We start from the raw sequence: 26,488 nt of genomic DNA on the forward strand, positions 1-26,488 counted from the left end.
GTTATTGCCAGCAACCACCGATATTGCTTCAATCTATAGATGATCAAAGGTGATCCGGTGTCCATGGCCAGTCGTGGCGTGATCTTCGCGATGCAGTCCACGCTCCGCCCGCTGGGCGCCCGACTGCCCGCCAACCGGTACGGAGTCGCCGGCGCGCGGCTCGGTCTGGCCGTTGCCTGCCGGATCTGGTTCGACCGCACACTGCCGACCACACCGGTCGATGTCCCCGGCCCGCGTGGCCGCGCCATGGGGGAGTGGGTCGGTGCGGTGCCACGGCCGGGTCAGTCACTGATCTACTACCTGCACGGCAGCGGCTACGTCGGTTGCAGCCCGGCCACCCATCGGGGCCTGGTGTCCGAGCTGGCCCGGCGGCTGGACCGTTCCGCATTCACCCTGCGCTACCGCCGCGCTCCGGAACACCGATTCCCCGCCGCCCACGACGACGTGCTCAACGGCTACCTCTGGCTGCTCGAACAGGGCCACGCCGCCCAGGACATCGTGCTCATGGGCGACTCGGCGGGCGGCCACATGGCCCTCGGCCTGTGCGTGCAGCTGCGCGAACTCGGCCTACCCCAACCCAAGGCTCTTGTCGGCTTCTCGGCCCTGGTCGATTCGACCTGGGCACTGGCCGACGCCCGCCGCGCCGAGGTGAGGGACGCATTCATGTCCTTCACCCTCGCCACCCGAATGACCGGCCTCTACACCGGCACAGCCCATTTCGACGACCCCCGACTGAACGTGGCGGCCCACGTCGGCCCCGACCTGCCGCCGATGCTCCTGCAAGCAGGCGCCAGCGAAATGCTCAGCGCCGACGCCGAGCACTACGGCGCCGCGCAACGCGCCGCAGGCGGCCGCTGCGAGGTACAACTGTGGCCAGGCATGTTCCACGTCTTCCAGGTGGGCCATCGGGTCATGCCGGAGGCCCGCGCCGCCCTGACCGAGGTCGCGCGGTTCGTCGCCGATATCGAGCGTGCGGAGGCCGAGCGGGACCCGCTCTCGGCCTAGCTGGGACCGCCCCTGGCTTGTTGTGCGTGGTTACGTGTTGTGGCACAGTCGATCGCGCAGAAAAGACGAGGTCCGACCGCACGGCTAGGGTGATCGCATGACGGAATGGCGCGCGTTGACCGACGCTGAGATTGTCGAGTTGGCTACCCGGTTGCGGTCATTGACCTGGCCCTCGCCCCTGGACGACGTACCGCAGTTGGCGGCGACTTTCGGCTGGAAGGTCATCACCGCGCGGCCGGAGTGGGTCATGCTCGATGCCGGGTTCGGTTTGAGCAGTGGAAAGGTGCAGGGCCGCGACGGCCTGGCGATGGAGCTCATGGTCCGGGTCACCGATTTCGTGGCCGAGGACGCGGCCGGTAAAACTCGGATACTCGACGAGTTCGTCCGGATAACCACTGCGCTGACCGGTGCGATCGGCGAACCCACCACGCGCATTCCGGGTGCGTCTCCCGAGATCCGCTGGGCAGGAGAACAATCCTCGCTCGTGCTCCGAGACCTGGCGGTCTCGGTTGAGCTGGCGCTGGTCGCCAACTCGTGGCTCACCGCTCATGACGAAGCGGTCGCGTTGGAGCAGGGGCAGAGTTGACCGACTGGGATCAGTTCGCCGAGGGCTTGGCGCAGCATCTGGCCACCCTGCCCACGGGCGCGGTGGTGAAAATTATCGAGTCCGACGAGTCGGCCGAGGTGCCGAGGTATGCGCAGTTCCTCCAGTCCGACACCAAGTTGTTCGCCGAAGTGGTCGGGGACGACTGGCTCGACGAGGACAAGGGCGCGGGCGAGGCGGGAGAGCGACTGCTCGCCGAGGCGGGCTGGCATCAGCCCGACGACGCGCACAGCGGCAACTGGTGGTTCGATTCGGCGTGGCCGATCGACTCGGCGGCCTACCAGCGGCTCGCATCGATGGTGGTGACCGGGTTGCGCGACGCCCTCCGGGTCACCGACCTCGCCGACTTCTACTACGAGGCATGGAACGGCAACGCGGGTAACCGCAAGCTGGATCTGCCGCTGCTCGGTATCCCCCCGCTGGACTGACCGGACCCACCGCAAGCATCCCGTTCCGCGGCCGCCGACCGCCCTGATGTTCGCCGCTCGCCACGCTGCCCGCTGTGCCAGGATGGTGGCGGGCGGTCTTCCCATTTCGGGCAGGTCGCTGTTCGGTGGGTAGAGCCGCCGTCCGGGTGTGCAGATGAGGAGATTTCCGCGACGTGACCAGTCCAGACGACCAGGCTCCGGACGACAGGCCCCGCGACGAGTCGGCCCCGGATCCCGATCAGCCCGGTGACGAGACCACCGCTGCCCAAACGGCTTTCATGAAGCAGTTCCTGGCCCCCTTCGACGAGTCGGCCGGTAGCGCCGAACCCGGCGAGCAGGTCGGCCACGAATCCGCGGCGGACGAGCCGGATGTCGGTTTCACCCTCGCCGGCGCCGAACCGCCGCCGATCGAGGATCCCGCCGAGCTCGCCACGGCGATCAGCCATCAGATCGTCCGGGTGCTGGCGGCCGACGGTCCGGAAGGCTGGACGCGGATGGAGGCGGTCTTCGCGGTGACCGTCACGGCCGAGGTAGCGCTGGCCGTCTTCGTCGACGACGAGGACCGCATGGCGCGGGCCTACCCGACGGAGGAGGTGCTGGCCCTGGTCCGTCAGCACCGGCACCTGTCGGCTCAGCTCAGCGACGGACCGTGGTGGCGTTACATCATGACGCTCACCAACACCGGTCAGGTCGAGGTCGATTACGACTACGGCGACGAACCGTTCCCCGATGAACAACTCTTCGCGCCGGAGATCTACCGCGCCGACCTAGAGGTGTATCCGCGGGAGGTGCTGCCGGTGTGGCTGGCGGCCTACATCGGGCACGGGGACCGACAGTTGCGAGCACCGCGGCAAGCCGCGATCCAGGCCCGCGCGGATCGGGAGGCGGGCAGGCGCGGGGCGCTGGCGGCCACGGACTTCCCGGCGTTCCCGCTGCTGTGGGCCCGCTGGGCGGTGATCGCCGCGGGCTTCGTCGCGGCCGGATCGTCGTTCGGCCCGCGAGTTCTGCCCGCACTGAGCGTGTTCGAAGGTTCCAAGCGCAGCGGCTCCACCCTGTACGCGCTGCCTGGTGGCCGGGCCGTGCTGTCGGGCGGGGTGTGGAACGCACCGGAGTTGAACGCGGTCTACAACCGGGGGGTACCGATGCCCGCCTTGTACGCGGGTGCACCCGAGTGGGTAGCCGATCCGGTGCTGAACCCGCGGGCGGCGAACGGCCTGCTGACGTTCTGCTACTGGTGGGAAGGCGGCAATTGGTATCGCGGCATGTCGCCGCCCGCCGACGAGCTCAGCGCCGCGGTACCCGGCATGTGGTCGCCGGACTCCGTGACCGACATCGTGTCCGGGCTGATCGCGGAATCGCCGAGCCCGCGCCAGCGCCAAGCGGTCGCGAACCTGGTGTCCGCCGCGGAGATCGGCGTCGTCACCCGCTCCACCCTGGTCGATGTCTTCGGCGATGACGGCACCTTCGACATCGACAGCGCCCTCTACCAGCTGACCATGGCCGGGGTGACGATGACGGTGCCCGAGCCGATGCCGCAGGAGGACGCGATCGCCCGGGTGCGGCAGTTCATCGTCGACAGCGGCATGGACGTGTCCCGCTACCCGGTGGACGGCCTGCGCGCGGATCGGCTCAGCATCGGGTGGATGGTGTACGTGCCGACCGCGCCGGGTGAGATAGCTATCGGCCGGGCGCTGTTCTACATCGCCGACGATGGTGTGCTGGAACAGTCGTCGTCCTCGGTGGCGCCGTCGCTGTACATCGCCGAGTTCGAGCAGCGGTTCCAGCGGCGACATGGCCAGGTAGACGCCTGATCACAGTGGTTGCGGGCGGACCACACGCACCCGCGTGCCCCCAGTACTGGGGTGCTCGGTTGGAGTGGTCCACCAGTAGCGATGGTGTTACGGTTTATTGACTGGCGGCGGAGACCGGGTGAATTGATCATGAACTCCGCCAATGATTTCAGGATCGAGCCGGGGGTTGGCGTCCCTCGCACTGCGGGAAAGGGTGCATTGTGGCGGAGAAATTCGAGGTCGATCCCGACGAGTTCCGCAAGGCCGCGGGTAAGACGGCCCACGTCGGCGACCGGATCAGCACTGCGGTCAGCAACCTGTCCGCGGCGATCGCTGGTCGCGGCGCCCCCTGGGGTGACGACAAGATGGGTAACCAGTTCGCCAACGGCCCCGGAGGTTCCGACGGATACCTGTCGTCCAGGAAGAACCTCATCGACGGCACCACCGGCATGGGGACCACCTTCAAGGACACGGCCACAGCTCAGCGCAAGGTTGCCGACCAGTTGCAGACCGAACTGGACAAGCGCAACGGCGATAGCTTCAAGAAGTGAGTAAGGGCCGGTAACCGTGGCACACGATTTTTCGCGGGGAGACGTCGCCGACCTGATGGAAGAGGTGCAGTCGCAGCTCCAGTCCATCGCGCGACTGCAACAACAGCGCACCGCGCTGATCGGCAAGGCCTCGGTAAGGGGTGGCCGGGTGACCGTCGTGGTCAACGCCGACGGCGCCGTCATCGAGACCAAGTTCGGTCGGGGCGTCGAAGACCTGGAGTACGCGGAATTGGCGCGCGCTGTCACCCAGGCGGCGCAAGAGGCCACCGCCGATGTGCGACGCCAGTCCGAAGAATTGCTCGCGCCGTTCCAGCAGGAGCGGGCGCGACTGCCGAAGCTGTCGGATCTGGTGGAAGGAATGCCGGACCTCAGCGGCCACATGCCCGCGCCGACCCACGCCCCGATGAGCAAACCCGATTCGTTGGAGCGCGCCACCGCTGCCGACACCGACAGCGCCGCCATGACATTCAGCAACGTCGAGCCGCTCGACAATGTGAAGTCCCGGAAGCGTGGGGTCACCGATTCCGGTTGGTGATCTAGGTGGACTTCTGGGACGGACTGCTCGAAACTCTCGGGTGGGTCGCCGGTAGCGACTGGCCCGAGGGCTCCGAGACCGGCATGCGAGGGCTGGCCGACGACTGGCGCAAGGGCGCCGAAGAGCTGCGCGGCATCATGGCCGACATCAACGCGGCGAAACAGGCTGCGCTCAATGCGTACCCCGAGGGCGTTGCGCGCATCGAGATCGCCGGCGCGTTCGACAAGATGCGCGACGGCACCGGTGCGAGCGGAGATCAGGCCAACAACAATCTCAAGAAGCTCGCCGAATTCTTCGACAAGATCGCCGAATCCGCGGATGGCCTCGGTACCGAGATCGAGTACGCCAAGTGGATGATGTGGTCCTCGCTGGGGCTGCTGGCGATCGAACTCGCTGCGGCGTGGCTGTTTCCGCCCACCGCGCCCGCCGTCCAGCTAGCGGCCATCGCCGCGACCCGAATAGCGATCCGGATGATTGCGCGGACCTCGCTGATGGCGGCCGCCAAGCACGTCATCAAGATGGCCATCACCGCCACCGCCAAGTTCATCTTCCGCCACATCGCCCTCGACCTCGCGCTGGGAACCATCCAGGACTTGGGGATCCAGTGGATCCAGAAGGAACAGGGCAACCGCAAGGACATCAACTGGGATCAGGTCAGGACGACCGCGATCTCTTCGGCAGCAGGCGCGCTCGGCGGTGCCGGTGGCGCCAAGCTGGTCGGCGCCGGTCTGAAGCACTTCGATTTGGGCCGCGGGATGAACGGCATGATCACCGGAGTCGGCGCGGGCCTCGCCGGTTCGGTCGCTGGGTTCGTCCCGCAATTCGCGATGGACGTGATGAACAACGGCTGGGGCGCCGCGTTCAGCAACTTCGATCCACGAATGATCACCGCAGGCCTGTCGAACGGCGCGATGTCGGGCGGAAATAAGGGGCGCGCCACCGGCTTTCACTTCAACCGCATGGGCATACCGACTGGCGTCGGTCCGGTCAACGGGCCGCGGATCGGAGACGCGGGCCTCGGGCAGAACGGACTCGGCACCCCCGGCACGACAAACGGTGGCCCCGGTATGCAACCCGCCGGCGTCAACGGCGTCGGTACGCAGCCCAATGGTGCTGTGGGACAAGGAGATCAGGGAACTAGCGGCACCGGGACCGGCGGTGAGAACGCTGCAGGTGGCGGTGCAGGTAACCGTGGCGCCGGGGACGGCTCCTCCGCCCGTCCCGACGACGGCACCGCGCGCGGCGACGAAAACTCTTCTCGCGCAGGCGATCCGAACCAGCCGCGCAGTAGTGCCGACCCCGCCGCGCAGCAGACGAACGGGTCGGAGAGTCGCGGCGCCGACGGCGGACAGCAGCAGGGTGGGTCGGAGCACCGTGCGGGCGATGCCGGGCAGCAGCAGGGTGGATCGGAGAGTCGCGCGGGCGACGCCGGCCAGCAACAGGGCGGGTCCGAGAGTCGCGGTACCGACGGTGGACAGCAGCACGGCGGCTCGGAGAGCCGGTCCGGTGATGCCGGGCAGCAGCAGAGCGGCGCCTCGGAGAGCCGGGGCGGCTCGGAGCCGCGCGCCGGAGTCGACACAGCCGGGGCCGACGGTGGCGACCGTGGCCGGGCCAGTATTGCTGACGGTGGCAGCGCGCACGACAGCGGTACCAATGAGACAGGAAGCGGCACCGATCGATCGACGACGTCGCCGCAGAACACCGGTACGCAGCCGGGAAGTGTTGCGCCAGTGCATAGTTCGGGCGATATCGGCCGAACCGGTGGTGACGCCCCTGCGGCTCGTACCGGCGGCGAGGCGGCGACGGCCCGGCCCGGCGGCGACGGTGCGGCGGCGCGGCCCGGTGCGGACGGTTCAGCGGCTCGGTCCAGCAGCGATGGTTCGACGGCGCGGCCCAGTAGTGACGCGGCGAGTCGTCCGGGCGGTGCCGATCCGGTGCGCGGTAGCGAGGCTCGGCCGCAGGCGGGCGATTCGCGGGCAGCGACGTCGGACAACCGGCCCGGTGCCGATCGTCCGCGGGGGGATTCGCGCGCAGGCGTTTCCGACGCGAATCCTGCTCGGGCAGGCAGTGATTCGACTCCGGGTATTCGAGCGGAGTCCAGCGGTGCCGAGGTGCCCAGGTCGCCGGAGCGGGTCGTCGGCGCGGGCGACGGGAATGTTCAGGTCCGCCCGGGTTCGGATGAAGGCGCCCCGGTGCGACCGGATGCGGACGAAAGTTCGCCGCCGCGTTCGGATTCGGACGATAGCGCGCGTCCGCGGATGGATGCAGACGAAAGCCCGTCTCCGCGAACCGATTCGGACGATAATCCGCGTCCGCGTGCCGATGCGGACGAAAGTTCGTCGCCACGAACGGATTCGGACGACCCAGACGCCAGGAACAAGCCGGAAGACGATGCGCCGCAATCGGATCGGTCGCGAGTAGGTGCCGAACCGCGCGGTGGCGACGATGCGGGTCGCCCGCGGGCGAATGACGCTGATCCAGTAGCTGATTCGCCGAACAAGCCGGGTGATGCGGATCCGGCGCAGCGTCCCGACGCCGACGATCGCCCGCGTTCCGACGACTACGCCGACGGCCGCCCACGCCCCGACGATGTGCAGATCATCCCGGTCGTCGACACCAACGCGCCCGCACACCCGCGCTCGGGTGCCGATGGCGCCGCACCGCGACAGCCCGGAGCCGACGGCGACGGCACACCACGGCGTGACGGCGACAACGAGAACGCGGGGCATCTGCGTCCCGACGACCCGAACCGCGGCAGGTGCGCCGAGCTTTCGCTGCGTCGTCTCCGGGAAATGTTCGGCGATCGGATTCGCTTGCCGGAGCGGACAATCGGCCCCGACGGTATGACTTCCCGCGAGTTGGTCGGCTCGGCGGGCGGGCAGCTGCGCCAGTTCGAGGGCGGCCACGACGCTATCCAGCAGCGGCTGCTGCGAATGGGCGACGGCGCAACGGCACTCGTCGTCGACACCTATCAGGGTCCGCGCGACGAGCACGGCGTCGGCGCGCACGCGTACCTGATGGTGAACGAGGGCGGCCAGATCAAGGTGATCGACCCCGGTACCGGGGCCGAGCACGGCTTCCCGCCGTTGACGCCGAGGGACCTGGACAGCGTCAGCGCCATCATGATCAAGCCGGACGGCACGCCGGTCGACAAGGTGCCCACCCGCATCAGGGACGAACTGCTCGCCGTCCCGGACGATCTCGCCGATACGGGCCGGATCGGTAATACGCCCGGCCCGGACATGCCGCCCCAGCATCCGGCCGATGCGCCGGTCCCGGCGGGCATGAATCGCGATTCGGACGGCTACCTACGCCGCCCCGGCGACCTACCCGACCACTACCGCACGCCCGACGGCAAATTGCACAAGTTCGGTGACCGGGCCGATACCTGGCGCGGCGATGATTATCCGCACCAGCTGCGCGATCGCAAGGGTTACACCCACGACCCGAACAGCAATGCCAGCCGGGAGTACGTCCATCGGGCGCAACCCGGCCAACCGGAGCCGCACACGCCCACGGACCCGCAGATCATCAAGGATCTGGCTGATGCTGCTGCTGAAAGGCAACGGCAGGGCAAAGAACGTGACGACTTACGCAAGGTACTCGAGCCGTACCTGGACGAGTTCGATCTGCGGAATGAGAACGGCAAGACCGATGTCCACAAGGTGGCGGAAAGCAACCTCAAGACCCAGCTCGCCACGCTGGAAAAAGACATCCTGGCCTCCGACCTGTCCGACGCGGAGAAGGTGGCCAAGCTCGAGCGCCTGAACGAAATGGCAAGCGAGGCAAGGAAATACAACGACCTCGGCGTCGAGATGAACAAGACGTCGAAGTTGCTGGGTGAGTTGGGCGCGCAATCCTTCGGCCAAATGCCCGACGGGGCGGTGCAGATCAGCCCGTTCACCGACGCCTGGGACGGCAACTTCTCGGTCGACCGTGCCATGTTCGTTCCCGGCCCCCCGCCCAAGCTGGTGGTGATCGAGGCCAAGGGTGTCGGCTCAGATCTGCAGGGTGCAGAAACTCCTTGGGGGCGCGCTGAACAGGGCTCCCCGGAGTATCTGCGGAGCACGCTCGCCGTCGACAAGAACCTCAAGCAGATTCTCAACGAGACTGCCGAGCAGATGCGCGAGCGCGGCCTCGACCCCGACAGTGACGAGGGCAAGGCCTTCCTCAAAGCCAAAGAGGAATTGCTGAAGGCGCACCGCGACGGCACCCTCGAGGTCGAGTACTACAAGGCGCACACCTCGATGAAGGGCGAGGTAACGATCACCAGATTCGATCTGGATCGTCAAGGCGTTCCCGTTCCGATGGACAATCTGGGCGGCTTCCAATCCGAGCACCGTGCCGCCGATGATGCGTTCAATCACCCGGACGACCGCCGCGGCCGGTGTGGCGAATTCTCGCTGGCAGAACTTCGTGCCATGTACGGCGACCGCGATATTCAGATGCCGCAGCGCACAATTGGCCCCGACGGGATGACCGCCGGGGAACTGATGGCCGCAGCGGGTGGTCGTCTGGAAACCACCACGCACGACACTCTTCAGAAACGGCTGCTCGCCCTGGGTGAAGGCGCGTCCGCGCTGGTGGTCGATTCCTACGCGGGTTACCGGGACAATCACGGCGTAGGCGCGCACGCGTACCTGATGGTCAACGAGGGTGGCCAGATCGTGATCCGTGACGTCGGTGCCGGGCTGGCGGACCACGGCTATCCGCCGCGGGTGCCGCGGGAGCTGAGCGGGACCCGCGCCATCGTGTTCGACGGGCAGGGCAAGCCGGAGAACGGCCTCAGCGCGGTGGAGCGAGCCCGCCTGCTGGCCGAGGCCGAGGCGCCCGTTCTCGACCGGCGAATCGGCGAGGCCTTCGACGGCAGGCAGCATGACGGCACCGGAAGTCCGCGCCACGAACTCGCCGACAAGTCACCGCCCGCCGATTCCGCCGAACCCGACCGGATCGATGGCGGACGGCAGGATGCGGATCTCCCCGACGTCGAAGTGATCGGTGAACCGGGTCCCGGCGTGACGCCGGAAATGTTGGACGCCGCACGGCGCTCGGTCGCCGAGACCGGTGAGCCACTGGTGATCTTCGGCAGTCGGCAGACGGGCGTCTCGGAGAAGTCGGGTGCGCCGTTCCATGCCGATAGCGATCTCGACGTCGCGGCCACCACGCCCGAGGGGTTGATGAAGCTCGTCGATGTGCACGAGGGACAGAGCCCGATCCCGAAGGTCAAGGATGTCGCCGGGATTTTCAGCGAGCAGCAGGCGCGCGAGAAGGGCTACCTGGTAATCAAACCGGCGGAGGCTGCTCCGGTCGACGCCGCGTCGACGAATGGTCGTGGCCCTGAAGATCTTGGCGCGCAGAATGATTCGGGTTCACGCCCGCCTCGGGCCGACGAGAACGGATCGAGCGATCGCGGGCCGAAAGATCCGCCCTCCGAACCGAGGTTGCGTCCGGCAGCGGACGATCCGGCGAAGATGTCGGCCGATCACCTGGCGCGCGACCGCGAGTCCTCTTCGCAGCTGACGCCGCGCGATCCGGCGGCCCCGCTCGACGTGATCGACGACGCGGACCGTCCCGACGGCGGTCAACCGGAGTCGTCCATCGTCGACAAGTGGACGCCGATGGATGCCACGCAGGTCGGCGAGGAACTGGCCAAGGACACTGGCCTGCTGGTGTACGGGTTCGACCAACCCGGTGTCGATCCCGCAGTGGCGCGCGAAATCGCCAGGGGCATCGTCGAAATGCGGACCAAGTACCCGCACGTGGCGCTGGACAGTGTCGGCATCGGACCGTTCCGTCACCGGACCTTGGCTCAGGTCATGCCGGCCATCAACCCGGAGACCGGCGCGCGGTACGCCCAATCGATAAAGATCAGCAGGGATTTCGTCGGCAGCCTGGATACCTTCCGGCAGGAAGTCCAGTTGGGCGTGAACAAGGGACGTTTCGACCAGTCCCTCACGAATCGCCCGGTCTTCCAGATGATCCTGCACGAATACGGCCACGTGGTGGACTTCCACGGCCAGCGGGCCAGTCTGCGACCGATCGATCCGAGTGACCCGCACTCGCTGACCTATGTCGACCAGGTTCTGCAGGACCACTACAAGCAGCTGGCCGCACAGGACCCGCAACTCCCCAATACCAAAGCGGGCTACGACAATTGGTTGAGCCAGCTCAGTCGCTACAGCTTCGACGCGAACGGCGTCTTCAACCCGGGCGAAGCCGTCGCCGACGCCTTCCGCGACGTCGAACTGAACGGCGACCGCGCGAGCGAGCCCGCAAAGGTCATGCACAAGCTGCTGACCGAGTTGGCGGAGCTGGGCCCCGACGCGCTGGCCCCACGGTTGCCGGGCGCCGAGACGGGGCCGCCGGCGGATAGCGCTCGGCCACAACGGATTCCGGTGCCCGAAGGCGCGCCGCATCCGGCCGCCGACGCGCCGGCCAGGATGGCGGCCGATCCGCCGCGCGACCCGGACGCGACGGGCGACGACAGCGGCCGCCGTGAGACCACCGACGAGTGGTCCGCGCGCATGCGGGCCGAGACTGCCGAATGGCGGGCGCGGATGGCCGCCGAGCACGCGGTGGAGATGCGGCGGATCGCGGATATCGAACCCGTCGACTGGGCTTCGCAGATGCGGGCCGACCACGCAGAGTGGACGGCGAAGATGCTGGCGATGCGCGCGGAGTTCTCCCGCGACATCGCCGACGGAGTGCTGCCTCGCGCGGCCGAGCCCTCGCCGGAGGCTGTCAACGAGCCGACGGGTGCCCGGCCGGAGGACGGCAACAAGCCGGAACCCAGCAGCGAGGTCCCGCATCAGGGCGATGTGAAGGTATGGCCGCGCGAGAATTCGGCCCCGGCACCGGAGGCCGCAGGCGCCGGCGGCGGCAAGAAACCGCCGGAATCACCACAGCCAGTGGGAGACCCGGGTGAGGACGGCGCGAACAACGGCCGTCCCGGCGAGGAGCCGACACCGGCCGAGGGCACACCGCGACCGGAAGACGCGATCGAGGCGCGTCAGGCCGCGCTGAACGCTGAGCGTGATCGTGTTGTCGCCGAACGCGACGCATTGCTGCAGCAGCGCAACGAGCTGGCGGGGCGACTCACCGTCTCATCGGCGGTCGACTGGATTGCCTTGCACCCGGACCACCTGCAGCGCACCCTGGAGGAGCTGCGGGGCCGCACCATGGAGGTGCGCGAGGAGATGCCGCGCGAGCTTGCGCGCATCGACCAGCTGGAGCAGCTGGCCAACCAGGTTGTCGACCGGAATTCCGAGATCGCCAGGATCGATAGCGAGCTGGCGCGGCTGGCCGCGGACCACGAAGCGGCCCTTCGACGCGAGACCCCGTCGGCGGAGTACGACCGACTGCTCGACGAGCGGCGTGAGTTGGCGCGGGAACGCGAATCGGCCAGAGCCAGGCGCGACGAGCGGGCCGCCGCCCTCGGCATCCGGGAGCTGTCCGGCGACGCGTTCGAGCGCAGGGTGCTCGAACTCTACGACGAGGCCAGGACGCGGCGGACCCGGATCCCCGGCACGCTGGACTCCCCGGAACAGTTTGTGCGAGAACCCGTTTCGCGGGCCGACGTGGAACAGCACAACCGGGCGATCCGCCAACTGGTCGAGTCGGTCGCGGAGTTCAACCGCCTCGACGGGGCCGTCGCGGACAAGGACGCGCGCCTAGCGCAACTACACGACGAAGGCGTGGGCCGCGATCGACCCTCCGCCGACGATCTCACCGGCGACCTCGATCGGATGGCCCGCGAGCATGCCGACATCGCCCGCGACGTCCAGGCGCGGCGCTCGATGATGGCCGATCTGGCACGGGAGCTCGGGATTCCGGAGTCGGATCTCGGCCCGCACCCTCGTCAGCTGGAAGAAACGCTGCGGGAGCACCGGAACCGGATCGCGGACAACACCGACGCGTCCGTCGAGCGCCACCGCCTGCTCGACGCGCTGCACGACGCCGCGCGCGACGTGCTCGCGGCCGACAACGCCATGGGCAGGCTGCAGGACGAGATGGCCAGGGTCACCGGCCTGTGGCGCGACTTGATCGCGGCCGAGGGCGGCCGGATGGTGAACGACCGGGTCGGCATCGTCTTCGGCGAGCGGCCGCGAATCATCGTGTTCGGTCCGCGCGCGGAGTTCGACAACCCGCGGGCCGGGCACGACCGGGACCTCGCTCACGCCATCCTTACCGAACCCGTTGTGGCACATGCGATGATGCGCCAGCCACGCATCGAATACCGGCAGGTTGTCACCCAGCCGGACGGTTCGTGGCAGCAGGTGCCGATGCGCGGTCCGGCCATGGAGCGCACCGCCAGCCGCTGGATCAACGGTAATCCCGGGCTGCTGCTCGTCCGCTGGCAAGACGACAGCGGTCAATGGCATGCGGTGGATCCCACCAGAGCCGAATGGCGCGGCGAACAAGGCAGCAGACCAAAGGAAGAAAAGGACCCGGGTGATCCGGACTGGTGGGGCGGGCTCGGCGACTTCGGCAACGACTTGGCGACACCTTTCGCGGATATCCCACCGGGACAGATAGCGCGAAACATGCTGCCGATGAACCCGATCGGCGCGACGATCACGTACTTCGAGGGTGGTATCCCGCCGGAAGACATCGCCACCGTGCACGCCGGGAGCGATTTCTACGCCGTGCAACGGAACCTGCGCACATTGCTCGACGTGGTCAAGGTTCCCATGGTGCGCGAGTGGATTTACCGGCATCCGGAGATCGGCGACTGGATCAAGGCGCGGCCATGGTTGCAGCGACTTCCACCGTTCGCCACCCAGTGGTCGGCGGTTCAGTGGCATCGCCCGCCGGAGACCAACATTCAGCCGATGGTCCGCCGATGGGACGCCGACGAGCACTCGAACAACCCGCAGCGGACCGAGATCGCGGAGTGGCTGCAGCGCTCGATCGACCGGGATGTCGCGAACTGGCAGCGGGTGCAGGACTGGGCCGACGCCGAGTACGACAAGTTCCGCCGCGACGATCAGCTCGCGGACCGCATGGTCGAGCCACTGAACGAGTACCGGGAACAGCAGCGGCGCGTCGGTGCGCAAGATTTGGTCGATCGCATCCGGAAGGAACTGGTCGACCCGCACGAGGGTGTCGACCTGGGCCGTCCCGATGTCGACCGGCAGTTGGCGATGATCGACCAGGCCATCGATCTGATTGCCAGAGACGTCTTCGACAACTTCCCGACCGACGATCCGGCCGAGGTCAGGAACACGGTTGCCGACATCCGGCAGCGACTGCTGGAGATCAGGAACGAGCGCCCCCTCACCGATGCGGACATCACCCGGATCGTCGACGAACTGACCCCCGGCATGCGCCCGCTGCTGCCGAAGATCGAAGACCACGCGAAGCCGGATCCCTTCCCGCGCGGCTCCACCGTCGAAGGCGAGCAGACTCCGCCCCGGCAGGCCTACCCGGAGTTCACCAGGGACCAGCTGCAGCAGATCATCAATCACCTGATGCACGACGAGCATCTGGCCCGCGACTACACCGATCCGGACGCCGGACTGGTGTGGGTGCGGATGGATCAGCTCGCCGATGTGGCGGAGGCGATCCACCGGATCGTGGACGGCAATCCGCGACCGGAGGACGTCGTCCTCATGCTCGACGCGCTCGCCGAGTCGAATTTTCTGCGCGATCCCGCGAACAGGGACGCGACCTGGCACGAGGCGAACGCGTACGCGGTCGCCGAGGGCTTCCACTGGGATGCGAACCGGCCGCCGCTGACCGGCGACCGCGCGAATATTCCGTACGCACCGCAACCGCTCAGCACGCCGGAATCGCTCACCTCCCCGGACCCGTTCTTGCCGCGGGACCGCTACGAATTGGAATTGTCCAAGGCACGGGTTCATTGGGAGGCGACCACCACCGCGCTGCTCGCTGCCGCGCAGGCCGCCAGGGCCGATCCGGACATACTGTTCGGCGCCGACGATCCCGCCGCCCACTTGGCCGAACTGCGGACGCAGCAGCCGGACGCCGACGGCCAGCGGCGCATCGATGAGCTGGCCGGCGCGCTCGAAGCGTTCGATGCGGCCGGTGCCGAGGTGACGCGCCTCGAACAGCGCCTCGAACAGCACGAGGCCGAAAGGGCACGGGCCCGCGCGGTGGTTCGCGGCGAAGTTCCGGAACTGCCTGCCGTACAAGCGGAATCGAACGCGCTGCCCGAAGCGTCCGCGCCGCAGGAGGCGACCTCGCAGCAGCAGCAGCGGGCCGCCGAGGCCGATGCCCAGCAGCGGCGCGATGAGATCGATCGCCTGGAGCGCGAAAAGGCCGAGGTGCTGCGCGTCCGGGACGAGGCCGAGGAGCAGCTGCGGCAGGCGCAGGACCAGGCCGAAGCCGAGGACGCTTTCGATCGGCAACGCCACGCCGTGCGCGACGCGGCCGAGCTGGACCGGTTGCTCACCGAGCAGCTCAGAGACGGTGCCTTGCTCGAAGCGGGCGCGCGGCCGATCGCCGAGGTGCCGCAGGTCGGCGTCGTCCCCGGCGACCCGCGGCAGGTCGCCGTGGTGGTGCGCGGTGAATCCGCCGACCCGACAACGCTTATCGGTCGCGCCGTCGCACTACACCCGGACCTCGCCGACCTCGTCGGACCGAACCGCGACAACGCCATCGTCTTCCGCCTCGTCCCCGGCGAAGACGGCCGCACCCAGGTGCACCGGACAGATCCACCGGACGCACCCCCGCTGCCCGCGTCCCGCCCGGAACCCGACGCGCCCAGCGACGGCGGTGCCGCGAAGAAGCCGCCGACCGGCGAGGCACCCGAGCCGGGCAACGTGCCGAACACTCCGGCGCCGAAAGATACTGCGGCCCCGAGTAAGTCGGGCGAAGGGCCCGGTGCTCAGGCCCAGAAGCCTGTTGGCGAAGCGGATAAGCCTGCGGGAGAAGCGAACAAGCCTGTCGGTGCAGTGAATGAGCCCGCGGGCGAGACGAAGAAGCCCGTCAGCGAGCCGAACGAGCCTGCGGGCGAGCCGAAGAAGCCTTTGGGCGAGCCGAACAGGCCCGTCAGCGAGCCGAACGAACCTGCGGGCGAGGCGAATAAGCCTGTCGGTACAGCGGGTAAGCCCGCAACCGAAGCCGCGAGACCTGTCGCAGAGGCGCCCGAGTCGGGCGCCGACGGCGGAGCGAAAAGGTCGCCGCAGCCCCTTGCGTCAGGCGACGAAGGCAACGCAGGCCATAACCGTCCACCCGAGGCCCCGGTGCAGCCCGGTGATCCGAATGGCAACCCTCCGCCCGCAGGCGCCCAGCCTGGCCAGTGGTCGACGATCGGCGATCCACGACCCTACGACCCGACTACCCGGACACCGGAGTTCGAGGGATTGGTCGATCGGATCACCGCGTCCGCCGACGCCGGCCGGCAGCTGCTCGACCAGGCGCGCACGATGCTGCGCACGCTCGGCGCGGATCCGGACGGGCTGAACCCGCACGAGCTGGAGCAGCAGGCTCGAGATCTGTTGAACAGCGCCAAGTCTCGGGCCGAGGAACTGCAGAGCCGCGCCCACGTGCCGAGCGAAGAGATGGTGCAGTACTTCGACGATCTGCACGCGGCTCAGCGGCACTACGCCGACGTCGCGCGGGCCACCGTGGAGGTGTCGAGGGCGCTCAACCAGTACCACGAGTCGGTGCGGGCCACGCACACCCTACGGGCCGAGGCGGCGGCCGTGATCGCACGGGACGTGCTCGCCGCGGAGGGGCAGCCGGTCCAGGATTCGGACGGTGTCGCCATACTTCCGGGCGATCCGCAGCGGATACTCGTAGCCTCGCCGTTCCGGGCGCCGGACCGCGTGATCGGCGCCGACCTCCGCGAGAGGCTGGCACAGCAGGGTGTCGAGGTCATCTACCGGCAAGTGCTGGTCGACGACCAGGGGCAAGTGTCCATCGTCGACCTGGTGCCGCCGAGTGGCCCGGACCCACAGGGCGGAATTACCCCGCAGACACCCCCACCCGCTCCCGGTAGCGGCACACCGGGTCAGCCCGTCGGCGCCCCCGCACGCCCTGGCAGTGGCACGCCGGGTCAGCCCGGCGGCACACCGGCGCGGCCCGGCGGCGAAGCACCGCCACGCACCGCCGAGCCGAAAGACGTTGACGCACCGGGTCAGCCCGGCGGCACACCGGGTCAGCCCGGTGCACCGGCACGGCCCGGCGGCGACGCTCCGGAACAGCCCGGCGGCACGCCGAAGCGGCCTGGCGGCGAAGCACCGCCACCCACCGCCGACCCGAAAGACGTTGCGGGAGCGAACAAACCGGGCGAGGGATCGCACACGGACAAAGCAGCGACCCCTGGCGAGGTCAAAGCCGCCACCCCGGAGGAGCCGGCCCAGCCGGTGGCCGACGGTGCGGGCGGCGGAAAGAAGCCGCCGCAACCGCCGACGGCGCCGCCGGTCGGCGACCCGGGTGACGACGGAGCGCACCGTCCGCCGGATCGTGGTTCCGCAGACCGGCCGAGCGAATCCAGCCCCGACGCGGCGGCGATCGCCCGTGCGGTCGCGCGGGTCGAGGCCGCGCCGACCTCGGGCGAGACGCTGCAGGTCCAAGTGCTCAGCGAGGGCGCGCTGCAGGGCGCGGAGCGGGTCGAGCTGATCACGCTGTCCGACGGCACTCAGCTGATTCGCAAGACGCTCAACAATGTGCTGCACGCCGACGCGGAAGTGCTTGCGGCACTGGTCGGTCGCGCGGTCGGCGCGAACGTGCCGCACATCGTGCGGGTCAGCGACAACGTGATCTACATGCAGGTGATGCCCGGCGACTGGGCCAGCGCACTGCATCCGGGGGCGTGGAGCCCACAGCAGACCGGATTGACCGACACCCCGGCCGGTGTTCGCCTCGGCCTGCTGGACGTGCTGATCCGCATGCCGGACCGCGGCATGACGAACTGGCTGGTCACCCCGGACGGACTCATCAGCGCCATCGACCACAGCCTGGCGTTCGGCAACGGGCGTCGCTCGGACGGCGAAACCTCCAGTGGGTTCGCCTATCACTTCCTCGAGCGCGGTGCCGATGGCGAGTGGCATTGGCGCCAGCACGAACTGAGCGCGGCCGATGTCGCCGAGATGCGCCGCCGGATCGAGGCGCTGGCGCCGGCGTTCGCCGATCACCCCGACTGGCATCGGTCCGTCCTCGACCGGTTGGCACTCATCGAGCAGAACGTGCGGCCGGACAACGATCCGCCCCCGGCCGAAGGCCCCGAGCAGCCGGGCGGTGCGGGCCCGCAGCGCCCCGGTGGCCCCGAGCGTCCCGGCGCCCCCGAAAACCGAAGCAGCGCACCGCAGCCCGAGGGTCCGCCGCAATCCAACGGCGCTTCGCGACAGGAAGGCCCGTCACCGGCCGACGGTGCTGCACGACCAGAAGGCCCACCACCCGACCCAGCGACGCGCGAGGCCGACATTGCCCAGCGCCGCGCCGAACTGACCGAGGCACGCGATCTCGCCATCGAAGAACGCGACGCCGCGATCCGTAGGCGCGACGAGCTGGCCACGCTCCTCGGCGTGGATCCGGCCGATGACTGGGCGGCCCTGCGGCCTGGCGACAATCTCGACGAGACGCTGCGAGAGTTGCGTGCCCAGCGGGTCGGCGGTCCGGAGCAGTTGCCGTACGACGTGATTCGGGCAGGCGAGCTGGAGCGACTGGCCAATCGGGTGCCCGAGGCCGAGGAAAAGATCGTGCGATTGGATGCCGAACTGGCCCGGCTGGATACCGAGCACGCGTCGATCCGCCTGGAAACCGCGGAGGCCGAATACGACCGCCTGCTCGATGAGCGTGGTGAGCGTGCGCGGGAACGCGAATCCGCGCGCGCGGCACGGGACGAACTCGCCAGGCAACTCGGGACTACCGGTCTGACCGGCGATGCGTTCGCCCGGAAGGTGCTCGAGCTGCACCAGGAGTCGCGCACCAGGACGGTGCAGGTGCCCGCCAACCTCGACAGTCCCGCCCGGGTCGTGCACGAGCCGGTGGCCGGGCCGGAGCGCGAGATGCGTGACCGCGCCATCCGCAAACTCGTCCATGCTGTCGAAGAGTTCAACCGGCTGGATCAGGTGGTCGACCGGATCGACAGCAGGCTCGCCGAGCTACAGCGCGAAGGCGTGAACCGGGACCGTCCGCTGGCCGACGATGTTGTCGCAGCACTGGATCGGCTGGCGGCCCGGCGAGCCGCCATCTTCCAGGAGAGCAGGCCGCGCCGCGCGGTCATGGAAGATCTCGCGGAGCGTCTGGACATTCCGCTCTCGGACCTCGGCCCGGATCCGGGCCGGTTGGCCGAGACGATCCAGCACCAGCTGCGCACCGACGACGGCACCGATGCCGACCGGCCCGCGATGCTGCGCGTGCTCGCCGACGCCGCGGCCGACGTGATCAGGGCCGACAACTCGATGCGCCGGGTGCAGGATCAGATGACCCAGGTCACCGACCGCTGGCACGAGATCACCGAGTGGCGCGACACCCTCAAGGAGGAGGGCGGCTGGATGGCGACCGACCGGGTCGGCATCATCGACGGCGAGCGGCCCCGAATCGTGGTGTTCGGTCAACCGCCGGCCTCGGGGCATCCGCGGGCCCTGCACGATGCCGCGCTCGAGCACGCCATTCGCACGAATGCCGCGGTCGCACAGGCGATGTTGCGTCGACCGCAGATCGAGTACCGGCAGACCGAGCCCGGCCGGGACGCCGTCGTTCGTCCTGGCCCGTCGCTGGAGCGCACGGAGACGCCCTGGTTCCGGGGCGAGCCAGGCATGCTGGTGGTCCGCTGGCGCGACAGCGCAGGCGAGTGGCATACCGTCAATCCGAGCAGGCCCGACTGGTCGGTCAATGTGGGTGAAGACGGCAAGCTGCGCCGGGGCGACAACCTGGAGGGCTACGACCCGGGCGACCCGGACTGGTGGGCTGGTCTCGCCGACTACATCAATGACCTGGCAACGCCGTTCAGCGATATCCCGCCGGGGCATATGGCGAAGAACATGCTGCCGATGAATCCGATGAACATTCCGGCGAAGTACTTCCAGACCGGTGTCCCGGACGACGCGCTGGTCGAAGTGCACGTCGGCTCGGATTTCTATGCCATTCAACGAGATATCCGTACGCTGCTGGCGGCGATCGATGTCCCGATGGTGAAGCGGTGGATCCAGCGGCACCCGGCGATCGGGGATTGGATCAAGGCGCGGCCGTGGCTGCAGAAGCTGCCGCCGTTCGCGACGGTGTGGTCCGGATTCGACTGGCACAAGCCCCCGGAGACCAATATTCAGCCGATGTTCCGCAGTTGGGACGCGGACGAACACACACACTTCTACAACCACGTCGAAATCCCGGCCTGGTTGCAGCAGACCTTCGATCGGGAGATCGCCGATTGGCAGCGGGTCCAGGATTGGGCCGACCGTCAATACAACAAGTTCCGCGCCGACGACCAGCTCGCCGACAAGATCGCCCAGCAACTGGCGCGCTACGGCGAAGACCAGCAGACGGTTGCCGCGCGCAAGCTGATCGACCTGGTTCGCAAGGAACTGGTGGATACCCATCGCGGTATCGACCCGACCCGGCCCGACGTCGCCGAGCAGTTGAAATGGGTCGACCAGCAGATCGATGAGCTGGCCGGTCGCACGCTCGGCATGTTCGACGGCAACGATCGAATCGCGGTGCGCGACACCATCGCCGACATTCGTAATCTGCTGATCGACGCGCAGCAGACCGGTCGCGTCAGCGATGCGGAGATCACGCGGATCGCTGACGAACTGGCGCCGCGCATGTGGCACGACACCACCGCCGAAGGTGCGTTGCCGCCACCGCAATTCACCACCGAACAGATCCAGCAGATCATCGATCACCTGATGAACGACGAGCATCTGGTCACCGACTACACCGACCCCAACGGTCGACTGGTGTTGAAGCGGATGGATCAGCTTGCCGATGTCGCCGAGGCGATCAACCGACTGCTCGCGGGCAAGCCGCTGAAGCAGGACATCGTGCTGCTGTACGACGCGCTGGCCGAATCGGAGTTCCTGCGCGATCCCGAGAACGTGAAGAAGCGGACCTGGCACGACGCGAACACCCACGCGGTCGGTCTCGGCTTCCACTGGGACGCGGACCGCCCGCCGTTGACCGGCTGGCGCAAGGACATTCCGTACGCGGTCGCACCGTTGCGCGAGCCGGAGCCCTTCCTGCCGCGCGACCGTTACGAGCTCGAATTGTCCAAGGCGCGAGCTACTTTGGATGCGCGCACCGACGCGCTGCTTGCGCTGGAACAGAGCCTGGGGATCGACCCGGCCTGGCTGTTCGGCTCCACCGAGCCCATCGACGCGCGCCTGGCGGAGCTGCGGGCGGAGCAGCCGGATGCGGCCGGGCAGCAGCGAGTGGACGACCTCGGGCGCGCCTTCCGGGACTTCGAGGACGCCGCCGACGTGGTGCGGGTGCTCGAGCAGCACGTCGAACGTCACGACACCGAGCTCGCGCAAGCACGTGCGCAGGCGCGCAGCGAACGGCCACAGCTGCTCGGCACCGAGGGGGAACCGCCGCAGGCAGGGCTGCCCGACGCCGATACGCAACGGGACGCCGACGCGCAACGCGATGCCGATGCCCGGCGCAATGCCGACGAACTGCGCATCGTCGAGGACCAGCGTGAGCACCTCGAACTGGCGTTGACGCAGGCGCAGCGGGAGCTCGACCGTGCCGAAACCGCGCGGGCCGACGCCGCCGAGGGCCTGCGCCTGTCGATCGAGCCGAACGAGCTGAACTCCGAGAGCGAAATCGCCTCGCGCGCCGAGGATCTGCGGGCACGCACCCTGGACGTGTCCCAGCAGCAAGCACGCCTGGCCAAGGTCGCCGAACTGGAACAGGCGGCCCGCGACTACCTGGCCGCCGAAGCGGAAGTCGCGCGTATCGAGGAGGAACTGGCGCGTGCCGAGTCCCGAGTCGAAGCCTTGTCGTCCCCCGAGACGAGCGCTGCGGAACGGACCCGCCCGGCCGAGGAAAACGCGAATCAGCAGGAACCGCTGAGTGATCCGGACTCGGCGCTGGATCGCGAACGCGGGCTCGTCGAACCGACGCCGGATGAGGACGGCGAACGCGGGCGGACGGCGGAGTCGGAATCCGACGGTGGCCGGGATCGCGGGAACGCCGATCGCGACCGTGCCGACGAAGATTCTGATGAGGCTGCGCCGTCTGGCGGTTCGGGGTCGGGCCGAGATCGCGGGTCCGATGACGGGAACAACGACGACGGGGATCCGGACCGCTCCCGCGGTGGCTTGCCGGAACCGACGATCTTCCGTTCCCATATTCCGCATCCACCACACGAATACGAGTTCGAGTTCCCGCCGGAGCTCGGACCCACCGCCGCCATTCCGGTGCCGATGCCGGATCTGCCTGAGCCCGAGGAGCCTTCGCGGCCCCCCGTGCCGCCGCAACCGCCGGTTCCGCCGACCCCACCGGCTCCGCCGCACAATCCGGTACCGCCGACGACTCCGCCGACGACGCCTCCTACCACGCCGCCGACGACTCCGCCGACGACGCCTCCCACCACGCCGCCGACGACGCCTCCTACCACGCCGCCGACGACTCCGCCGACGACGCCTCCCACCACGCCGCCGACGACTCCGCCGACGACGCCTCCCACGACACCCCCGACGACTCCGCCGACGACGCCTCCCACCACGCCGCCGACAACACCGCCGACCACGCCTCCCACCACACCCCCGACGTCTCCGGACCCATCGCAGTCACCGACGCCCACACAATCTCCGTCGCAACCGGGCCCAACTGCGTCCCCATCTCCGTTGCAGGCGAACCTTTCCCCATACCCGGGTGAGCCCGGGAGCTCACGACTCCCCGGCCAGCCGTCGGATTCGGGGCAACCCGGTCAGCCCGCACACCCCGGGCAGAACGGCCGCCCGATGCACTTGGCGCAGGCCAACGGTTCTCCCACCGGCGACCCGGAGCAGCAGCCGATGCTGCCCCCGATGGCCCCGCCGATGATGCCGCCGATGGCGGGCCCGTCGGCGGGTAGCGCGGGTCCGCGCGAGGGTGAGCGTCGCCGCTGGAACGACGAGAACCCGGTGCGCAGTACCCAAATCGTCATCCAGCCACTCGACGGCGGTCGCCTGGCGACGTTCGATCCGGAAACGGGATCCTTGCGCGCCGCAGCAGGAGCCACCGGTCCGGTGGGCGGCGTCCTCGGCTACTTCGGCGAGGTCCTGGCCGTGTTCTACCGCAAGGCGGGTCGCCTGACATTGCGCCTGGGCCCCAACGAGTTCGACCTCGATGCCCCGGCCGTCACCGTCGGCTGGGCGCATCTCGGCCCGCAGCAGGCGCGGTTCCTGGTGCACGTCGAGGGCGAGCTCATCGTCGATTTCCCCTATCCGATCAACGGCGGCGGCACCGACCTCGGCCTGCTGATCCGTGACGTATTGGCCGACCCGCGACAATATGCCGGTGTCTTCCACTGACCGTGAGGAGGAATCATGCTGTTGGACCACCCGACCGAGGACGAACTGCGGCACAGTTTCGACGAGGCGCTCGATGCGGTCCGCGGCGGGGAAGGCGTCGCCACGGACACCGGTCTCGATGTGCCTACCGTGGCAGCACTGTGGGAGATAGCCGAGGCCTATCCCAGCATTCCCGAGCAACTGGTCGCCGCCGCCCGCGCCGCGTTCGCGGGTCAGCTGGACGGCTCCAACGCGGCGGCACGGCAGGCCGCGATCGAGCGCGCGTTCGAGCAGGACGGGTGATCAAGATCGAGCGCCGTCGCCCGCACCGGACATTCCTGCTGGTCACGGCGCGTTCTACGCAAGCGTGCCACCAGGATTCGGGTCTGTACATGCAGGGGCGACACTAGTACCCATAGAATTGGCACGCTAGAGGAACTGGCTGCGATGCCGACGTGTGCTCGAAACGTCGGCTGTCGCGGCTACGAGGAGGGCCGGTAAGCGGATGAGTGGTCAGGCATTAGCCAGGAGCGTGACCTGTGGCTGAGGAAAAACCCCCACCGTCCCCTTGGGCCGGTTTCGTCCGTGAGGCGCGCAACGGCGTGCTGGAGCTGCAGCCGGGTGCCCTCGAAGGTCTGGTGAACGCGGCGAACGGTGCCCGAGTGCGCGTGGCGACGGTCCGCGCGGAAGTGGCGCGAGTCGACAGCATCAAACCGTTCGCAGACCTGTTGACTTCGGCTGAAGCCCTGGCCAAACGCTTTTCGCAAAAGGGTGTGGAGCTCGGGCAGATTCTCGATGACCACATCAGGATCCTCGACGACCTCAACGACACCTTCGTCGCGGCGGCCAAGGCTTACAGCGGCGCGGACGAGGGCGGCAAAGCCGATTTCGACAAGCTCCAGAAGTGGATCAAAGACCACAAGAATCCGAAGCTGCACGACACTCTTTCACCACGCCCCGGCCCCGCGGGTTTGAGTGAGAACAACGACCGCCTGACGGCGAGCGGAAATCCGAAAACGAAGCAACCCGACTGGAATGAAGCCGGGAATCGGAAGCCCGAGGAAAAATGGGGTCTGCCGGACAGTTTGGCGAACCCGAAAGACGTGACATTCGAGCCCAAGGGTGTGCGCGCCGACGATCCCAATAGCTTCACCTACGACGACTATCAAAAAATCATCACCTCCATGGCCAACCACCCCATCGTCTTGGCGCAGGCGGCGGCCGATTGGCGTTGGCTGGCGGGGGAATTGAAGTCGACGTTCACCACGCTGTCGAACAAGATGACGGCCTCGTCGCAGTCGTGGAGCAGTCCCGGCAGCTCCGGTGACGACGGTGCCGCGAACCGTGCGCGTAAAGCGATGACCGCGTATGGCAACGGCGCCGATTCGCTGATGACGAATATGCGCCTGGTCGGTGACAATCTCGAGTACGTTTCGGAATGGTTGTACACCACCTATGTCGGTCTGTCGCAGGCCAGCGCGACCGAAGTCCCGCTGAAGCCGCCGGAGTCGGTGGCAGCGCACAAAACTCGCGCGGAAGAGGTACGCCGCCAGGGCTACATCCGGGCGATGAACGGCGCGTATGTGCCGGGCGTCGAGCACGCCGACCAGGTGATCGCGACGCTGCCCGATCCCATTCCGCCGGTGAAGGCCCAGGTACCCGGCGGTCCTCCCGGCCCGCCAGGACCCCCCGGACCTCCCGGGCCGCCCGGGGTCCCCTCCCAGAAGCAGACCCAGGACCAGCAGCGTCAGCTGGAGCAGCAGCGCCAGCAGCTCGAAGCGCAGCGCAAGGCCATGGAAGCGCAGATGCAGCAGGCGCGCGAGGAGCAACAGCGCCGCGCCCAAGAGCAGCAACGCCAGGCCGCGCAACAAGCCGCTCAGCAGGCCGCGCAACAAGCCGCGCAGCAGGCGCAGCAGATCGGCCAGCAGCTCGCGCAAGCGGCCCAGCAGATGGGTCAGCAGCTGGCCGGTGCGATGCAGCAGGCGGCGCAGCAGGCTGCCCAGGCCGGATTGCCAGGCATTCCGAGCCTGAAGGACCTGGAGGAGCAGGCCAAAAAGGCGATGGGCGCGGCCTCGGCGAAAGGCGCTGGTGGCGGACCCGGCCCCGGTATACCGAAGGGTGCCGGTGTCGGCGAGAACCTGGACAAGGCCTCCAAGCTGTTCCCGCGGGCCGAGGCGACGACCACCGGTACCGCGACCGGCGCACGGGCGGGTCTCGCGTCGAACGCGGGCATGGGCATGGGTCCCGGTCCCGGCCCCGGTGCCGCAGGAAACACGAAGGAGCACAAGCGCGCCGACTACCTCGATTCCACCGAGCATCTGGAAGAAGCGATCGGTGAGGCGCCGGTCGTGGTCAAACCTGTTGTGGAGCAATGAACCGTACCTGGGATTTCACCGACCTCGAGTTCGCCGCGGCATGGGACGCGACGCAGGCGGACCTTGTGCCGGAACCGCTCGTGTACACCAGTTCGACCGAGTTCTACGACGACGCTCGCGCGGCGATGCACGAGGCGTGGGGGCGCGTGCGGGCGCGCTGGGGTCACGAGTTGGAAGAGATCCTGGGCGCGATCGCTCGTCCGGACATCCGGTTGATCGTGCGCGGCCTCGACGGGCAGGATCCACGGAACCCGAAGGGGGTGGTCAGAATGCTCGCCGCCCGTAAGGGTGACTTCGCCTACGTGATCACCCAGAAGCCGGGCCGGACATTCTGGCACGCCGAAGGTTTCACACTGACCGAACACGAGGTGCTCTCGCTCGGCGATACCGTGGCCGCCGCGCTGCCGAAAGTTCCGGCGGGAAAGCAGTCCGATTTCGTGCTGGTCGAGCCACGCGCCGCGGACGAGTTCGACTATTCCTATGGGCGCTCCAGGATCCAGGATTTCGAGGACGCGGTGGACAGCCGCAGCGAGGCGTTCAATAAGGCGGACGCGACGTTGGACGGCACCATTGTGGTGCAGCAGGGCCATTCCCGATTCGGCCCCCGCGGTATCACCAACATGTATATGCGGTGGCGGGATCTGGTCGACGACGGAAGATACGTCATTATGCCCGGCAATCCGACCATGGTGGTTGCCGCGGACACCAAACGGTTGGGAGCGTTGATCAACTCTCACATCGCCGAGGTGGTCAAGGCCATCAAAGACGATCGTGCATAAGGAGTTGACATGCG

General features: G+C 68.3%; 10 protein-coding genes. All 10 read left to right on the forward strand.

Going from position 1 to position 26,488, the window contains the following annotated elements; all coding sequences use genetic code 11:
* The first annotated feature begins 39 nt into the window (after window positions 1-39).
* The 10 genes from DMB37_RS25425 (at window position 40) to DMB37_RS25470 (ending at window position 26,474) form a co-directional block, all read left to right on the forward strand.
* The gene (locus DMB37_RS25425; RefSeq protein ID WP_135234820.1) at window positions 40-1,005 is read left to right on the forward strand and encodes an alpha/beta hydrolase; all 966 of its coding nucleotides are present in this window, start codon (window positions 40-42) and stop codon (window positions 1,003-1,005) included.
* 97 nt (window positions 1,006-1,102) lie between these two features.
* On the forward strand, window positions 1,103-1,591 hold the full coding sequence (locus DMB37_RS25430) for a DUF6301 family protein (protein WP_135234821.1): 489 nt from the start codon (window positions 1,103-1,105) through the stop codon (window positions 1,589-1,591).
* On the forward strand, window positions 1,588-2,037 hold the full coding sequence (locus tag DMB37_RS25435) for a hypothetical protein (RefSeq protein ID WP_135234822.1): 450 nt from the start codon (window positions 1,588-1,590) through the stop codon (window positions 2,035-2,037). The genes DMB37_RS25430 and DMB37_RS25435 overlap by 4 nt, the downstream gene beginning before the upstream one ends.
* A 173-nt stretch (window positions 2,038-2,210) precedes the next feature.
* A complete protein-coding gene (locus tag DMB37_RS25440) occupies window positions 2,211-3,848 on the forward strand; it encodes a hypothetical protein (protein ID WP_135234823.1) in 1,638 nt (545 codons plus the stop codon).
* A 200-nt stretch (window positions 3,849-4,048) separates the two neighbouring features.
* Complete coding sequence (locus DMB37_RS25445) at window positions 4,049-4,378, forward strand: hypothetical protein (RefSeq protein WP_135234824.1); 330 nt, start codon at window positions 4,049-4,051, stop codon at window positions 4,376-4,378.
* 16 nt (window positions 4,379-4,394) lie between these two features.
* Window positions 4,395-4,913: a YbaB/EbfC family nucleoid-associated protein gene (locus DMB37_RS25450; RefSeq protein WP_240771651.1), complete on the forward strand. Its 519-nt coding sequence runs from the start codon at window positions 4,395-4,397 to the stop codon at window positions 4,911-4,913.
* A gap of 5 nt (window positions 4,914-4,918) precedes the next feature.
* A complete protein-coding gene (locus DMB37_RS25455; RefSeq protein WP_135234825.1) occupies window positions 4,919-23,341 on the forward strand; it encodes a hypothetical protein in 18,423 nt (6,140 codons plus the stop codon).
* Window positions 23,342-23,356: 15 nt separating this feature from the next.
* A complete protein-coding gene (locus DMB37_RS25460) occupies window positions 23,357-23,623 on the forward strand; it encodes a hypothetical protein (RefSeq protein WP_135234826.1) in 267 nt (88 codons plus the stop codon).
* Window positions 23,624-23,859: 236 nt separating this feature from the next.
* Window positions 23,860-25,695, forward strand: coding sequence for a hypothetical protein (locus DMB37_RS25465; RefSeq protein ID WP_135234827.1), 1,836 nt, complete (start codon window positions 23,860-23,862; stop codon window positions 25,693-25,695).
* Window positions 25,692-26,474, forward strand: a complete 783-nt coding sequence (locus tag DMB37_RS25470; protein WP_135234828.1) for an ESX secretion-associated protein EspG — start codon at window positions 25,692-25,694, stop codon at window positions 26,472-26,474. Before DMB37_RS25465 ends, DMB37_RS25470 begins: the two co-directional genes overlap by 4 nt.
* The last annotated feature ends 14 nt before the right edge of the window (window positions 26,475-26,488 follow it).

The organism is Nocardia sp. CS682, from assembly GCF_004634405.1.
Classification (GTDB): domain Bacteria; phylum Actinomycetota; class Actinomycetes; order Mycobacteriales; family Mycobacteriaceae; genus Nocardia; species Nocardia ninae.

Excerpts from the sequence above, each read along its gene's own strand:
- DMB37_RS25425 (WP_135234820.1), top strand. The coding sequence starts at position 40 with ATGATCAAAGGTGATCCGGTGTCCATGGCCAGTCGTGGCGTGATCTTC.
- DMB37_RS25430 (WP_135234821.1), top strand. The coding sequence starts at position 1,103 with ATGACGGAATGGCGCGCGTTGACCGACGCTGAGATTGTCGAGTTGGCT.
- DMB37_RS25460 (WP_135234826.1), top strand. The coding sequence starts at position 23,357 with ATGCTGTTGGACCACCCGACCGAGGACGAACTGCGGCACAGTTTCGAC.
- DMB37_RS25470 (WP_135234828.1), top strand. The coding sequence starts at position 25,692 with ATGAACCGTACCTGGGATTTCACCGACCTCGAGTTCGCCGCGGCATGG.